This window comes from Marivita sp. (assembly GCF_048006345.1).
Lineage (GTDB): Bacteria > Pseudomonadota > Alphaproteobacteria > Rhodobacterales > Rhodobacteraceae > Marivita.
The window spans coordinates 3,928,508-3,941,817 of the sequence record NZ_CP180351.1 but is presented as its reverse complement, the minus strand read 5'-3'; the positions used below and the strand labels follow the sequence as shown (position 1 = coordinate 3,941,817).

Genomic DNA, 13,310 nt, shown 5'->3' with positions numbered 1-13,310 from the left:
CAGACCAACCCCGCCGCGACCCGGTTTTTGCGCTTTGCGCAATTTGGCTTTGGAACTCGGCCCGGCCATGCCATGCTGAATCATGACCAAGACCGTTGAAACCTTTGGCCCCCCATCCTCGCAGGCTCTGCAGGCGCGGGTATGGGAAAAGTGGCAGGAGTTGCGTGACGACCCCGCCATCGCCACCCATGGCCGCGCGCTGGCACTGGCGTCGCCCGAGGTTGGACCACTGTCACGCCAGATCGCCATGGCCCGCGAGATGGGTGCCTCGGCCTGCGAGCATGTAAATGCAGCGGACGTCGCCGCCCGCTTTGCAGCGCTGGAGGCCGAAGGGCTGAAAACCGACAGCTTCGTGGATTGGCGCAGCAGCGCGGAAACCCTAGAGCTGGCCCGCGCGCGTCTGGCTGCCCGGCCCTTTGCCGAGGACCTGACTTTGGGCCTCGTGGGTCCGGACACCTCTACAGAAATCATGGCCGGACTCGATGCGGTCACGCAGATGTGTGAGGTGCAGTTGCCCCTTGGGCCGTTCATGCGCGGCCTTGAGCGGCCCGCAGTCTGCGCCTATGTGGCAGAGCCTTCGGGGCGCATCGTCGGCGCGTCGGCCTCGGTCGAGATGTACCACCCCGCATCGGACTGGCCGGGTCTGTGCTGGTGGGGCATGCTGTCCACCCATCCCGACCGGCGCGGTGAGGGCATCGCCAGCCGCCTCGGTTCGGTGGTGTTGGACGAGATGAACCGGCGGCACGGCATGACCGAATTCTTCACTGGTATCCGCACCGGCAACACCCCATCCGAGGCGCTTTGCACGCAGCTTGGCTTTGGGCCGTCGCCCTATCACGTCGTGCTGGCCATTGATCCGGTGCTGATGGCCGGGGGGCGTGTGACCAAGTAACGTGAATTTTCCGTTGCAGGCCGTGCCCGCCCCCGGCCATAAGGCGGCGATGGCAAAACAACTCGATTACCACACGATCCGCGAGATCTTTACCCGCTTTCAGGCGGTGGACCCCGAACCCAAGGGGGAGCTTGAGCACGTCAACGCCTACACGCTGGTCGTTGCCGTCGCGCTGTCGGCGCAGGCGACCGACGTGGGGGTGAACAAAGCCACCCGCGAATTGTTCAAGATCGCCGACACGCCGGAAAAAATGCTGGCTCTTGGCGAAGAGGGTGTGATCGAGCACATCAAGACAATCGGCCTGTATCGCAATAAGGCCAAGAACGTCATCAAGCTCAGCCAGATCCTTGTAGATCAATATGGCGGCGAAGTGCCCAACTCCCGCGCCGCACTGGAAAGCCTGCCGGGTGTGGGTCGCAAGACCGCAAACGTGGTTCTGAACATGTGGTGGGGGCATCCCAGTCAGGCGGTCGATACGCACATCTTCCGCGTCGGCAACCGCACCGGCATCTGCCCCGGCAAAGATGTGGTCGCCGTGGAGCGTGCCATCGAAGACCACATCCCGGTAGATTTTCAGCATCATGCCCATCACTGGCTGATCCTGCACGGGCGCTACACCTGTGTGGCCCGGAAACCCAAATGCGGCGTCTGCGTGATCCGCGATCTCTGCCCATTCGAGGACAAGACAGAATGACCAAAAAATATCAGATCGTCGGCATCGGCAACGCCATTGTCGATGTGATCGCCCGCGCCGAAGACACGTTTCTGGACCTGATGGGAATCCAGAAAGGCATCATGCAGCTCGTTGAACGCGAACGCGGCGAAACGCTCTATGCCGCCATGAAAGAACGGACACAGACGCCGGGCGGGTCGGTCGCCAACACGCTGGCCGGTCTGGGCAATCTGGGCCTGCGTACGGCCTTTATCGGACGGGTGCATGATGATGCTCTGGGTCGGTTCTACGCCGATGCGATGGAAAAGGACGGGACCGCTTTCGTGAACCCGCCCGCGCCGGGCGGTGAATTGCCGACTTCGCGGTCGATGATCTTTGTCTCGCCCGATGGGGAGCGGTCGATGAACACCTATCTGGGCATCTCGGCTGAACTGGGGCCCGAAGACGTGTCCGAAGATGTGGCGGCTGAGGCCGAGGTGGTGTTCCTTGAAGGTTATCTTTTCGACAAGGACAAAGGCAAAGACGCGTTCATCCGCACCGCCCGCACCTGCCGTGCGGCAGGAGGCAAAGCCGGGATCGCCATTTCCGATCCGTTCTGCGTCGAACGTCACCGCGACGATTTCCTCAATCTGATCGAGAACGAAATGGACTACGTGATCGGCAACGAGGCCGAGATCATGTCGCTTTATCAGAATAACGATCTTGAGGCGGATCTGGCCGCCGTTGCCGCGATCTGTCCGCTGGTGGTCTGCACCCGGTCGGGTGACGGTGTGTCGATCATCCGCGACGGCGCACGTTTTGACATCCCTGTCGAAAAGGTTGTGCCGGTTGATGCCACGGGCGCGGGTGATCAGTTCGCTGCCGGGTTCCTTTATGGCCTCGCCACGGGGCGCGACATGGAAACCGCGGGACGTATGGGCTGCGTTGCGGCGGCCGAGGTGATTTCTCATATCGGGCCGAGGCCGGAAGCCAAGCTGCAAGACCTGTTCAAGGCGGCCGGGCTGATCTGATCTGGTGGGCGTTACCGGGCTGGCACCTGCCACACGATCTCTGACACATCCGCCAATCGGGCCAGCCGGACCAGTTCGCTTTCCAGCTTGGCCTGCCGCTGCGCTGTCACCCGAACACCCGGTTCCCACCAAAGGTTCTGGACCGTGAGCCTGTCCTGCTTGCGATCCGCCTTGGCCTCGATCCGCCCGACAAAGCGGTCGGCCTCAAGCAGCGGATAGATGTAGTAGCCCCAGACCCGCTTGGCGGCAGGCACGAACATCTCGACCGTGTAGTCAAACCCGAAGAGGCGCTTGAGCCGCACCCGGTCGCGGATTGCCGGATCAAACGGATTGAGGATGCGCAGCCGCGACGTGGGCGGCGTCAGCCCGGCCAGCCGCTCTTCTATGTCCGGAGCGGCGAGTGCCGTGGTCCAGCCCCCTTCGGCAGACTCGATCTGCACTGGCACCAGTGAGGAGGCAGACCGCTCCGCCCAATCGGCCACTTCTGACACCTCGGTCGCGTCCCAGAACTTTCGGATTTCGCCCTGAGTACCGACTGCGATCCGGTCCAAAGCCGCATGGCAGAGCCAGTCGATCTGTTCCTGATCCGGCACATCCTGGCTGCGCAGGTCTTCGGGAAAGACCCGCTCGGCCAGATCGTAATACTTGGTGAACCCGTCACGGTGGCAGGTCGCCAACTCTCCGGCATACCACAGATAATCGAGCCCGATCTTGTGCGGCGGACGTTTCCACATCTCGCGCGCGCCTTCGATCTTGGTGTCGAAATCATGCGTCGACAGTGCCCCTTCCTGCGTGATCCGGCGGCGGATGTGGTCCAGATGATCGTCGGCCAGATGTTTGCCATACCACGACGACCGGCTGACCTTGTCCCGCATCCGTCTGAATTGCCGCTGCCACATCGGCAGAAACGCCATCGGCAGGACAGAGGCGTCATGGGTGAAATGCTCGAACACGCCGCGATCCTGTGCCAGATGCCGGTTCAGCATCGGTTCGCGGTAGGTCTGGTTGCGGCTCCAGAGGATATGGTGATGGGCGCGTGACACGACCTGGATCGTGTCGAGTTGCACAAAACCCAGGTCTTGGATCAGCGCGCCCAGATCAAGCGGACCGGTCGGTGACTGCCCCAGCCCGTTTGTGGCAAGCCAAAGCTGTCGCGCGGTCCGGTTCGGTATTCTTAGGGCGGTCACATCATCTCCAACAGCAGGTTATCGGCGGAACGGGCTGGGGCGGAGACCTGACTGAGCCGAACTGACGACATCGGCAATCCGTTTCCTGCGCGTTGCCTCGGTCTTGGCGGTCTTGATCCATTCCAAAGTGCCGCGTTTGACCGATTTCGGGTAGTCGTCCCAAACTGGAACAAGATCGCCCAGCGCGGCGGTGAGATCGTCGGGCCGTTCCAGCCGCTCCACATCGTCAAGGAAATCCCACATGCCATTTGCCTGCGCCGCCGCGATCAGCGCTTCACCGGCGGGTGTCATCAATCCCGCGGCGCGGATTTCCTCGACCTTGGCCTTGTTGACCGCCGACCATGCGGATTTGGGGTTGCGCGGCGCGATGCGGTAAGACGAGCGGTCCGCGTCCACCTTACGCGTGACACTGTCGACCCATCCCCAGCACAGGAGTTCAGAAACCGCATCCCCCCACGGCAAGTAGTGGTCGGTGTGTTTCTTGTAGACGACCAGCCAGACGCCCTCGGTCCTTGTGTGGTTCTCGGCCAGCCACGCGCGCAGCTCGGCGCGGGATTTGACCTCGACCTCTGTCATGGGCGCGTAAGGCTCTTGCAAGAGCCTTGGGAAGAGATTTCGAAATCTCTTCCCCGCATCAATGCGCCTCAGCCCAGTTCTTGCCCTGCCCTGCGTCGGCGATCAGGGGCACCGTCAGATGGACCACCGGATCGGCAGCGCCTTCCATCACCTCGCGCGCGACCTTGATCAGATCCTCCTCGGCGCCCTGATCCACCTCGAAGAGCAATTCGTCATGCACCTGCAGCAGCATCTTGGCGGGCAGCGCCTTGATCGCCTCCGGCATGCGGATCATCGCCCGGCGGATGATGTCCGCCGCCGTGCCCTGAATGGGCGCGTTGATCGCCGCGCGTTTGGCGAACCCGGCGCGCGGGCCTTTGGCGTTGATCTCTGGCGTATGGATGACGCGACCAAACAGGGTTTCCACACGGTTGTGTTTCTGCGCGAAGGCCGTGGTGTCGTCCATGTAGGCCTTGATGCCCGGGAACCGTTCGAAATAACGGTCGATGAAGCCCTGCGCCTCGGCCCGTGGGATGCGCAGGTTGCGAGCAAGTCCGAAACCGCTGATCCCGTAGATCACACCAAAGTTGATCGCTTTCGCCTGTCGGCGCACATCGGGCGTCATATCCTCAAGCGGCACGTTGAACATTTCCGACGCGGTGGCGGCGTGAATGTCCTGCCCCTCTTTGAACGCGTCCTTCAGCGCCTGAATATCCGCGATATGGGCAAGGATCCGCAGTTCGATCTGGCTGTAGTCCAGCGCCACCAGCGTTTTGCCCTCTTCAGCCACAAATGCCTCGCGGATGCGGCGGCCTTCCTCGGTGCGGATCGGAATGTTCTGAAGGTTCGGATCAGTCGAGGCCAGACGACCGGTGTTGGCCCCGGCGATGGAATAGGAGGTGTGAACGCGCCCTGTTTCGCGATTGATATGGTCCTGCAAGGCGTCAGTATAGGTCGATTTCAGCTTGCTCAACTGCCGCCAGTCGAGCACCCGCCGCGGCAGTTCGTGCTCGGTGGCCAAATCCTCCAGCACATCGGCACCCGTGGCATAGGCTCCGGTCTTGCCACGTTTGCCGCCATCCAGCCCCATCTCGTCGAACAAGATCTCACCCAATTGCTTGGGTGAGCCTACATTGAACTTGCGACCGACCAGCTCGTAAATCTCGTCCTCGAGCCCCGCCATCTTCTGGCTGAACGCGTTGGACATGCGGCTGAGCGTGTCCCGGTCGACCTTGATCCCGGCCATCTCCATCTCGGCCAGCACCGGCACCAGCGGGCGTTCCATGCCTTCGTAAACGCGGGTGACCTTGGTCTTGTGAAGCTGTGGTTTGAACATCTGCCACAGGCGCAAGGTGACCTCTGCATCCTCGGCCGCATAGGGCACGGCCTTGTCGATCGGCACGCGGTCAAAGGTGATCTGGCTTTTGCCACTGCCCAGCAGATCCTTGATCGGGATGGGCGTGTGGCCCAGATAGCGTTCGGCCAGCGTGTCCATACCGTGTCCATGCAGCCCCGCGTTCATCGCGTAGGACATGAGCATCGTGTCGTCGATGGGCGCGACATGAATCCCCAGACGCGCCATGATCTTGGCGTCGTATTTCATGTTCTGGCCGATCTTCATCACCGCCGGGTCTTCGAGCAGCGGTTTCAGCGCAGCCAGCGCGGCGTCCATCGGGATCTGCCCCTCGGCCAGATCGTCGGACCCGAAGAGGCCCTCACCGCCGTCCGCTTTGTGGCCCAATGGCACGTAGCAGGCCTTACCCGGCTCCACGCACAGAGACACGCCGACCAGTTCGGCGGTCATTTCATCGAGCGAGGTGGTTTCCGTATCAAAGGCCACCCAGCCTTTTTCGTTGGCCGCGTCGATCCAGCTCTGAAGTGCTGACAGATCGCGCACACACTCGTAATTCGCCGTGTCCATCTTTGGCAGTTCGGGGGCATCGCCGGACGGAGGGTTGGACCCCTCGGGTGTCGTATCGGGAATGGCCGGCGCATCGACCTTGAGCGCCTCGGCGATGCGTTTGGTGAGCGTGCGGAACTCCATCTCGGCCAGAAACGCCATCAGCTTGTCCGGATCGGGTTCGCGGACCTCAAGATCGTCGAGGGTAAAGGTCAGGGGTGTGTTCTCGTCCAGCAGAACCAGCTTCTTTGACAATTCAATCTGTTCGCGCTTTTCGATCAGGGTGTCGCGACGCTTGGGTTGCTTGATCTCGCCTGCCCGGTCCAACAGTTCTTCCAGCGATCCAAACTCGTTGATCAGCAGCGCCGCCGTCTTGATCCCGATCCCCGGCGCGCCGGGCACGTTGTCGACACTGTCGCCAGCAAGCGCCTGCACATCGACCACGCGTTCGGGGTAAACGCCAAATTTCTCGAACACCCCCTCGCGGTCGATGGTGCGGTTCTTCATGGCGTCGAACATCTCGACCCCCTCGCCCACCAACTGCATCAGGTCCTTGTCGGAGCTGATGATCGTCACGCGCCCCCCGGCCTTGCGCGCCTGCACGGCCAGCGTGGCGATGATGTCATCCGCCTCGTATCCCTCCAACTCTTCGCAGGCGATGTTGAACGCCTCGGTCGCGCGGCGGGTCAGCGGGATCTGTGGGCGCAGGTCTTCGGGCATCGCCTCGCGGTTGGCCTTGTACTGATCGTACATATCATTGCGGAACGTGTGGCTGCCCTTGTCAAAGATCACCGCCACATGGGTCACATCCGACCCGGCATTCCCTTCGACATAGCGCTGCAGCATGTTGCAAAAGCCGCTGACCGCCCCGATGGGCAGACCGTCGGATTTGCGCGTGAGTGGCGGCAGCGCATGGTAGGCGCGAAAAATGAAGGCTGACCCGTCGATCAGGTGAAGGTGATGTCCTTTGCCGAATGCCATGTCGCGCGTCCCCATTTTCGTGCTGCCAAAGGTGTGCCACGGTCGGCGAAGAGGTGCCAGCCCGAACGTGGTGCTGCGCGTCGTCATTGGCGTTTCACAGGCTGTGGATTATTCTTTGATCGTGTCTGACGCAGCAAACGGAGAAAATGTCGTGCGTGCTTTAATTGGTGCAGTTTTCCTTGCCATCGGGGCCAGTCCTGTTGTCGCCAACGAAACGCTAAAGCTTGACGGATTGGAGCCCAAGACCGATCCCAAAGCCAGTCTTCCGATCTGCGAGAACATCCCTTATGACAAGGCGAATTGCGTGCGCGCATTGGCCTGTATCGGAACCGATGGTGTCTATTTCGACGGGCAGGTTCATGGCTGGGACACCGGCATCATCATCGGTTTTCTGGACGACGGCACGCCGTGCAACGGCGAATGGGTGGCCGGTGGGCCACAGACGCCGGGACGGGCCAGCATGATCTGCGAGAACGGCGTCGAGGCAAACGTGCTCTATCACACGCTCAACAACGAGACCGGCACGGTGATCGGCAGCGGCAGCGACAATCAGGGGCGCGAGATCACGGCATGGTCCGGGGAAAAGGTGCTGCAGTTTCTGACCGGGCCAGAGGATGACACGCCGGTTCTGCCCTGCGGTCCGGCCCCGATCCCGATCAGTTAAAACCCGGTTCCCGCGAAGCCGGGGCGGCGGCCCAGCCGCTGTCCCGCCCAGACGATCAGCGCCCCGAAGCCCGAGAACACGATCAGCAACCCGAAGATATTGAGCCCCGTGCGCAGCGGGCCAAGATCGTCAAGGTTCAGGAAATGATAGGGATAGCGCCCGTCAACAAACGCAGCGCGCAGCATCGCGACGATGCAATACAAGAGCGGCAGGATCAGCCAAGGCAGGATGTCGGGATAGCTCAGATCGGCTTTCTGTACGAACGCCAGCCAATAGCCCGCGAACCCGAGCGGGATCAGCGTGTGCAGCATCAGGTCGATCACCATGTCGATGCCGCGATAATCCCGCAGATGCGCAAGCAGCACGTGATAAACGATGGCGACCATCGCAATCGACAAGAGCAGCCCGCCCTGAACCTTCGCCGGTTCGCGCCCGCCCAGCGCCACCCAGGCACAGGTCAGGCCTACCAGCGTGTTCGTCCAGATCGTGAAATAGCGGTAGTTGAACGCCAGCGTATCGAGCAACCCGATGTCGTACCGGTCGATCCGCAGCCAAATGCGCGTGACGATTGTCACGCAGACCGCGAGCGCCAGAAGCGCTGCGCAAAGACGCTTGGCTGTCACGTGTCGTGCTGGTCAGCGAAATCCCGGTGGACGTATTTCGCATCGCAATAGCCGCACTCGACCCAACCGGTGTCATGCGGAATTTGCAGCCAGACGCGCGGGTGACCCAAGGCCCCTTCGCCGCCATCACAGGCGATGCGGTAGCTGTCCACGATCTTGGTTTCGGGCGCTTGCGTAGCCATCTGCTGCGTTTCCTTCGTTCGGAATTTCCACTAGGTGCGGTTTAAGACGACGCGGCCACGGGAGCAAGAGACAGCGATGACACAGCACGCCATTGAGATCGAAGGCCTGAAAAAGACCTATTCCGGAGGCAAAGAAGCCCTGAAAGGCATCAATCTGAATGTGCCCCGCGGTTCGGTCTTTGGGCTTCTCGGGCCGAATGGTGCCGGGAAATCAACGCTGATCAACATTCTGGCGGGTCTGGTCACCAAAACCGCAGGCCAAGTGACGATCTGGGGATGGGATCAGGATGTGAACCCACGCCAGTCCCGCGCGGCCATCGGTGTGATGCCGCAGGAGTTGAACCTTGATCCGTTTTTTACTCCGCGCGGCGCTTTGGAGGTGCAAGCGGGGCTCTATGGCGTGCCGAAATCGCAGCGGCGCTCTGACGAAATCCTCGAGATGATCGGCCTCACCGACAAGGCTGAAGCCTATGCCCGCACGCTTTCGGGCGGCATGCGGCGGCGGTTGTTGCTGGGCAAGGCGCTCGTGCACCGCCCGCATGTTCTGGTGCTGGACGAACCCACCGCCGGTGTGGATATCGAGCTGCGGCAGATGCTCTGGACCAATGTGCGCAAGCTGAACCGCGACGAGGGCATGACGATCATCCTGACCACGCATTACCTCGAAGAGGCCGAAGAGATGTGCGACGAGATCGCCATCATCAATCATGGCGAGGTGGTGGCCCGCGACAGCACGAGCAACCTGCTGGGCGCGCTTGATGCCAAGACGATGGTCATTCAACCCGACAACGCGGTGGGCGCTCTGCCCGAAGTCGAGGGCATCGCCGTGACCACCCGGGAGGATGGCACGATTGCAGTCAGCTATCGTGCCCGCCAGACCTCGGCGGAAGATGTGCTGTCGATGCTGCGCGACAACGGCGTGCGCATCCGGGACGTGCGCACCGAACAGGCCGATCTGGAGGACGTGTTCCTGTCACTCACGCGCTCGGCGTGAGGGGGGCGCAAGCCGCTTCGAAGCGGCTTGGCCAAGCGCCTTCGAAGGCGCTTTTACCCCGCCCGTTGCAGCATCCGTCCCAGAACCCGGCCGCCCAGTACGTGGACATGCAGATGCGGCACCTCCTGCACACCGGCTTCACCGGCGTTCGAGATGATCCGGTACCCACCTTCCTGCAGCCCTTCGGCCTTCACCACCTCGCCCACGGCGCGGTTGAAATCGACGATTTCGGCATCGCTCGCTTCGAGCACGAAGTGATCGTAGCACACATAGGGCCCTTTCGGGATCACCAGCACGTGCACCGGGGCTTGCGGCTGGATGTCCCGGAACGCCAGCGTGTGGTCGGTTTCAAGCACGGTGGAATTCGGGATCTCGCCGCGCAGGATCTTGGCGAAGATGTTCTGGTCGTCATAGGTGTAGGCCATGCGGCGTATCCTCAGTCTGCAAACAGGTGGTCGGTGCGTGCGATTTCCAGCGCCTGCTCCGGCGCGATGGACAGGAAACTGGCCAAGGCGGCGGCATTGACCTCGATACTGTCTTCCTCGCGGATGCGCAGGTGGTTTTCGAACTCCGCATCGCGAATCCGGTCGCTTTCATGCACGATGTCATTGCGGATGGTCGGCAAAAGCCGTTCAAGCGTTTCCTGTGGCGTGCGTTCGCCGGCCAGCCCGACGCGCATGGCGTGGCCGATCAGGTAGTCATCCGTGAAGGTGCAATTCACCTCAAGCAGGCGCGTCGTGGCACGGTCGCGGCAGAAATCCTCGAGCAGGTCCAGATTGCCGGGGTCCATACAGACAACCATGCGATCCGAGTCGAAATAGTCGAACAGCATCCGCATGAGCGACCGCCGATGGCGATGCCGCTTGCCCAGCGTTGACTGGATGCCCCCCATATCCGGCAGATCCGTCTGTTCTTCGTTGAAGAGGTATTCGATGCAGGGCACGTTTGTCTGCTGCCGGATCCGCGAAACCAGCCGTTTGGCCACGTGCCACTTCTTGCAGACCACGATCAGCAATTCGCGTTCGCGGCCCAGCGTGCTTTCCGTCTCCCAGAAGCGAGGGGCAAAGCGGCGGCCGATCCGGCCCTTGCCGGTGAGGAACTTGTAGAGCGACCGGCCTTCGTTCGAGATCTGGAAGTTCACACCCTTCGCAGAATACAGCGACCCCAACCGCTCTTTCAGTTGCAAAGCCTCTGGGCTGATCTTGCGGGCGAACAGGAAATCCTGACTGAGCAGCAGATCGAAGTGGTCGTTGTAGAACGTGACCGGCATCCCGTAATCCGAGAACATCAGGAAGGTCAGCGTTCGGCATTCAATCTCGTTCTCCGGCACGAGGTGCCGCACCAGCGTCTGGAAAAACGTCTCGTCAGGGATCCAGGTGGTGCTGAAAAACCGCATGACATCGCGCCGCTGCCGGACGAAATCAAGGATCGCCTCAATGGTGCGGCGCCGCAGGCACCACCACTGGCTGCCGATCTGGATTTCCAGATCTTCGGGGATCTTGCGGGTGAGACCCAGCTTTTTCTGCCAGTTGAAGCTTTGGTAGAAGATCCATTTCTGGGTGCGCTCGTTGAAGTAGTGGCGGTAGATCAGCCGCTCTTCCTTCATCCCGGTCTTGATCCAGTCGGACGCGAAGAAATCGAAGCTCTCGATGAAATCCGCATCCATCCGGTCAAGATATTTGTGCGCGTATTCGGCGGTCTTGATCGCCTGGCAATCGCCCGAGAGCATGTAGAAATGCGTGGCCCGAGGGAATGCCTCGACCGCCGCTTCGACCGCATAGAGCGTGGCCTGAACCAGCGACCATTCCCCCCAGCCACATTTGATTCGCTTCTTCGCAAAGGTGACGTTGGGGTTGTCCGACAAGGCCGTATGAATGGCTGCGTAGGCCGCTGCATCCGCCCGCGCATCAAAGTGAATGGAGATGAAATCTCCCACTGCCGTCAGGCTGAGCGCCTGTCGGATGATCGCGTCCGGGTCCTTGTGACACAGCAGTATGAAGGCAATATTTGCCATTCAGGTCTTCATTTGCCCAACTATTACCTCTTTTTCATAGTGATACGCATGTTCAGTGATTGAATAAACCGACTTTCTTTGATTTTTTGTTTACGTTACCGGACGACAAGAGCTCGGAACGAGGCTGGAGGCGGCAGAAAAATGGGTTTTCCCGGCACATGGATGACCGAAAGCGAAAGCATGGTCTATCGCGTGGTTCCTAAATGCGCGTGTTCGACCATTGGTCAGATCATGTATTATTCCGATCATGGCACGTTCTTTGACGGTGACATCCACGATGCGCAGTCGGGCCTGCATAAATGGGCTCTGGACCATTCGAAGGACCCGATCACCCAGCGCATTCAGGCACAGGACACCTATGCGTTCACCTGCGTGCGCAACCCCTACACGCGCATCCTCAGTTCGTTCTTCGACAAAATCTGCGGCATTCAGCGCAACGGCAAACGCTATCGCGGCAACCTCGTGCCGCTGCTGATCCAGAAATACGGGATCGAAGTTGGTGGCGAGGACGGCAAGCAGGAGTTCGACCAGATCAAGAGCTTCCGCCGCTTCCTGCTCTTTGCCCGCGACACCATCCGCTGGCGCCGTCCGATGGAGCCAGACATCCATTGGTCCGCGATGTCCGGCCATATCAGCACCTTCATCGTCAATGGCGGCCGCTACGACAACATCTTCTGGACCGAGACCTTCAACGACGGCATGGCCGATGTGCTCAACCATGTCGAAACCAAGAAGAAGATCGACCTCAAGACCATTCCCCGCTTCAACGAAAGCGAAGGGCATGGACCCAAGCGAGCCCATCCGGTCGAAGATTATTTCGACGATCTGTCGATGCACCTGATCTACGAAATCTACAAAAAGGATTTCGAGCTCTTCAAATACGATTTCGAGAACCCGGGGAACAAGATGCCCATCGGTGAGATCGATCTTGATGAAGTGCACGCCAAGCTGGGTGACTGACGGTCAAGCTTGGCGGGAACGCTTTTCGAAAAGCGTTTTTAAACCGCTTCGAAGCGGCTTCCGGCGCCGATCACTCCGGCAGGTCTGCTGACGGGATGATCGGAAAGAACTGCCCGCCCGACCAGACGCCGAACCAGCTTTGCCCGTCCTCCTCATGGTGCGTGCCGCAATCGACCAAGCGGTAGAAACTCTTGCGGTCGATCAGCGCTTCAAGATTGGCGCGCACCAGCACGTAGGGTGAGGGCTCCCCGGTTTCTGCATCGCGCTCCACCCGGATCGGATGGTCAGGCCCGGCGACCGCCGTGTCTCCGACATGGGTGGTGAAGGTCAGCACCTGTTCCTCGCCCTCACCGGTCACGTCGAAATCGGTGGCAACAAACGGTGCGTCGTCCACCGTGATTCCCACCTTCTCGACCGGGGTCACGAGGAAATACTTGTCGCCATCCTTGCGCAGAATCGAAGAAAACAGCTTGACCAAAGGGGCGCGGCCAATCGGCGTGCCAAGATAGAACCACGTCCCGTCGCGGGCGATGCGCATGTCGAGATCACCGCAAAACGGCGGGTTCCACAGGTGGACCGGCGGCAAACCCTTGCTCTTTGTGGCGCGAACAGAGGCAGCGATGCCTTCGGCGGATGGAATTACACGATCTTGTGCGCTCATTGCTTTTGCCATTT

The 13,310-nt window shown here is 60.8% G+C and carries 14 protein-coding genes; 6 read left to right on the top strand and 8 right to left on the bottom strand.

Going from position 1 to position 13,310, the window contains the following annotated elements; translation table 11 throughout:
- The first annotated feature begins 82 nt into the window (after positions 1–82).
- The 3 genes from ACMVPR_RS19100 to ACMVPR_RS19090 are packed head-to-tail and all read left to right on the top strand — an operon-like array spanning position 83 to position 2,575.
- Entirely contained in the window at positions 83–892 is an 810-nt protein-coding gene (locus ACMVPR_RS19100) for a GNAT family N-acetyltransferase (RefSeq protein ID WP_416884167.1), read from the top strand.
- A gap of 49 nt (positions 893–941) precedes the next feature.
- Positions 942–1,586: an endonuclease III gene (nth, locus tag ACMVPR_RS19095; RefSeq protein ID WP_416884166.1), complete on the top strand. Its 645-nt coding sequence runs from the start codon at positions 942–944 to the stop codon at positions 1,584–1,586.
- Complete coding sequence (locus ACMVPR_RS19090) at positions 1,583–2,575, top strand: adenosine kinase (protein ID WP_416884165.1); 993 nt, start codon at positions 1,583–1,585, stop codon at positions 2,573–2,575. The genes nth and ACMVPR_RS19090 overlap by 4 nt, the downstream gene beginning before the upstream one ends.
- Positions 2,576–2,586: 11 nt before the next feature.
- On the opposite strand, the gene ACMVPR_RS19085 is transcribed toward ACMVPR_RS19090, so the two are convergent.
- From ACMVPR_RS19085 to polA, 3 genes are read right to left on the bottom strand one after another with little or no spacing between them, the layout of a single operon-like run.
- Positions 2,587–3,762, bottom strand: coding sequence for a winged helix-turn-helix domain-containing protein (locus tag ACMVPR_RS19085; protein WP_416884164.1), 1,176 nt, complete (start codon positions 3,760–3,762; stop codon positions 2,587–2,589).
- Positions 3,763–3,780: 18 nt separating this feature from the next.
- Positions 3,781–4,338, bottom strand: coding sequence for a YdeI/OmpD-associated family protein (locus ACMVPR_RS19080; RefSeq protein ID WP_416884163.1), 558 nt, complete (start codon positions 4,336–4,338; stop codon positions 3,781–3,783).
- Positions 4,339–4,396: 58 nt separating this feature from the next.
- Complete coding sequence (gene polA / locus ACMVPR_RS19075; protein ID WP_416884162.1) at positions 4,397–7,198, bottom strand: DNA polymerase I; 2,802 nt, start codon at positions 7,196–7,198, stop codon at positions 4,397–4,399.
- Positions 7,199–7,349: 151 nt separating this feature from the next.
- Between polA and ACMVPR_RS19070 the strand changes: the two genes are divergently transcribed.
- On the top strand, positions 7,350–7,862 hold the full coding sequence (locus ACMVPR_RS19070) for a hypothetical protein (protein WP_416884161.1): 513 nt from the start codon (positions 7,350–7,352) through the stop codon (positions 7,860–7,862).
- Here the strand turns inward: ACMVPR_RS19070 and ACMVPR_RS19065 are convergent.
- Together ACMVPR_RS19065 and ACMVPR_RS19060 are read right to left on the bottom strand one after the other, a co-directional pair.
- A complete protein-coding gene (locus ACMVPR_RS19065) occupies positions 7,859–8,485 on the bottom strand; it encodes a Pr6Pr family membrane protein (RefSeq protein WP_416884160.1) in 627 nt (208 codons plus the stop codon). The genes ACMVPR_RS19070 and ACMVPR_RS19065 overlap by 4 nt on opposite strands.
- Positions 8,482–8,667: a zinc-finger domain-containing protein gene (locus ACMVPR_RS19060; protein WP_300580355.1), complete on the bottom strand. Its 186-nt coding sequence runs from the start codon at positions 8,665–8,667 to the stop codon at positions 8,482–8,484. The genes ACMVPR_RS19065 and ACMVPR_RS19060 overlap by 4 nt, the downstream gene beginning before the upstream one ends.
- Positions 8,668–8,743: 76 nt before the next feature.
- Between ACMVPR_RS19060 and ACMVPR_RS19055 the strand changes: the two genes are divergently transcribed.
- Positions 8,744–9,661 (top strand): ABC transporter ATP-binding protein, encoded by a 918-nt coding sequence (locus ACMVPR_RS19055; protein ID WP_416884159.1) that lies wholly within the window; start codon positions 8,744–8,746, stop codon positions 9,659–9,661.
- Positions 9,662–9,714: 53 nt separating this feature from the next.
- Here ACMVPR_RS19055 and ACMVPR_RS19050 read toward each other — a convergent pair whose 3' ends face one another.
- Together ACMVPR_RS19050 and ACMVPR_RS19045 are read right to left on the bottom strand one after the other, a co-directional pair.
- Positions 9,715–10,086 carry a histidine triad nucleotide-binding protein gene (locus tag ACMVPR_RS19050; protein WP_300580350.1) on the bottom strand — a complete coding sequence of 124 codons (372 nt, stop codon included), beginning with the start codon at positions 10,084–10,086 and terminating at the stop codon, positions 9,715–9,717.
- An 11-nt stretch (positions 10,087–10,097) separates the two neighbouring features.
- The gene (locus ACMVPR_RS19045) at positions 10,098–11,675 is read right to left on the bottom strand and encodes a DUF5928 domain-containing protein (protein WP_416884158.1); all 1,578 of its coding nucleotides are present in this window, start codon (positions 11,673–11,675) and stop codon (positions 10,098–10,100) included.
- A gap of 141 nt (positions 11,676–11,816) precedes the next feature.
- On the opposite strand from ACMVPR_RS19045, the gene ACMVPR_RS19040 reads away from it, so the two are divergent.
- Positions 11,817–12,635, top strand: a complete 819-nt coding sequence (locus ACMVPR_RS19040) for a sulfotransferase family protein (protein WP_300588120.1) — start codon at positions 11,817–11,819, stop codon at positions 12,633–12,635.
- Between the two features lie 70 nt (positions 12,636–12,705).
- On the opposite strand, the gene ACMVPR_RS19035 is transcribed toward ACMVPR_RS19040, so the two are convergent.
- On the bottom strand, positions 12,706–13,296 hold the full coding sequence (locus ACMVPR_RS19035) for a DUF1285 domain-containing protein (protein WP_416884157.1): 591 nt from the start codon (positions 13,294–13,296) through the stop codon (positions 12,706–12,708).
- Positions 13,297–13,310 lie beyond the last annotated feature (14 nt).

What these genes read in the sequence shown, in the direction of transcription:
- ACMVPR_RS19100 (WP_416884167.1), top strand. Translation starts at nt 83, where the DNA reads ATGACCAAGACCGTTGAAACCTTTGGCCCCCCATCCTCGCAGGCTCTG.
- nth (WP_416884166.1), top strand. Translation starts at nt 942, where the DNA reads ATGGCAAAACAACTCGATTACCACACGATCCGCGAGATCTTTACCCGC.
- ACMVPR_RS19090 (WP_416884165.1), top strand. Translation starts at nt 1,583, where the DNA reads ATGACCAAAAAATATCAGATCGTCGGCATCGGCAACGCCATTGTCGAT.
- ACMVPR_RS19080 (WP_416884163.1), bottom strand. Translation starts at nt 4,338, where the DNA reads ATGACAGAGGTCGAGGTCAAATCCCGCGCCGAGCTGCGCGCGTGGCTG.
- polA (WP_416884162.1), bottom strand. Translation starts at nt 7,198, where the DNA reads ATGGCATTCGGCAAAGGACATCACCTTCACCTGATCGACGGGTCAGCC.
- ACMVPR_RS19060 (WP_300580355.1), bottom strand. Translation starts at nt 8,667, where the DNA reads ATGGCTACGCAAGCGCCCGAAACCAAGATCGTGGACAGCTACCGCATC.
- ACMVPR_RS19055 (WP_416884159.1), top strand. Translation starts at nt 8,744, where the DNA reads ATGACACAGCACGCCATTGAGATCGAAGGCCTGAAAAAGACCTATTCC.
- ACMVPR_RS19050 (WP_300580350.1), bottom strand. Translation starts at nt 10,086, where the DNA reads ATGGCCTACACCTATGACGACCAGAACATCTTCGCCAAGATCCTGCGC.
- ACMVPR_RS19045 (WP_416884158.1), bottom strand. Translation starts at nt 11,675, where the DNA reads ATGGCAAATATTGCCTTCATACTGCTGTGTCACAAGGACCCGGACGCG.
- ACMVPR_RS19040 (WP_300588120.1), top strand. Translation starts at nt 11,817, where the DNA reads ATGGGTTTTCCCGGCACATGGATGACCGAAAGCGAAAGCATGGTCTAT.
- ACMVPR_RS19035 (WP_416884157.1), bottom strand. Translation starts at nt 13,296, where the DNA reads ATGAGCGCACAAGATCGTGTAATTCCATCCGCCGAAGGCATCGCTGCC.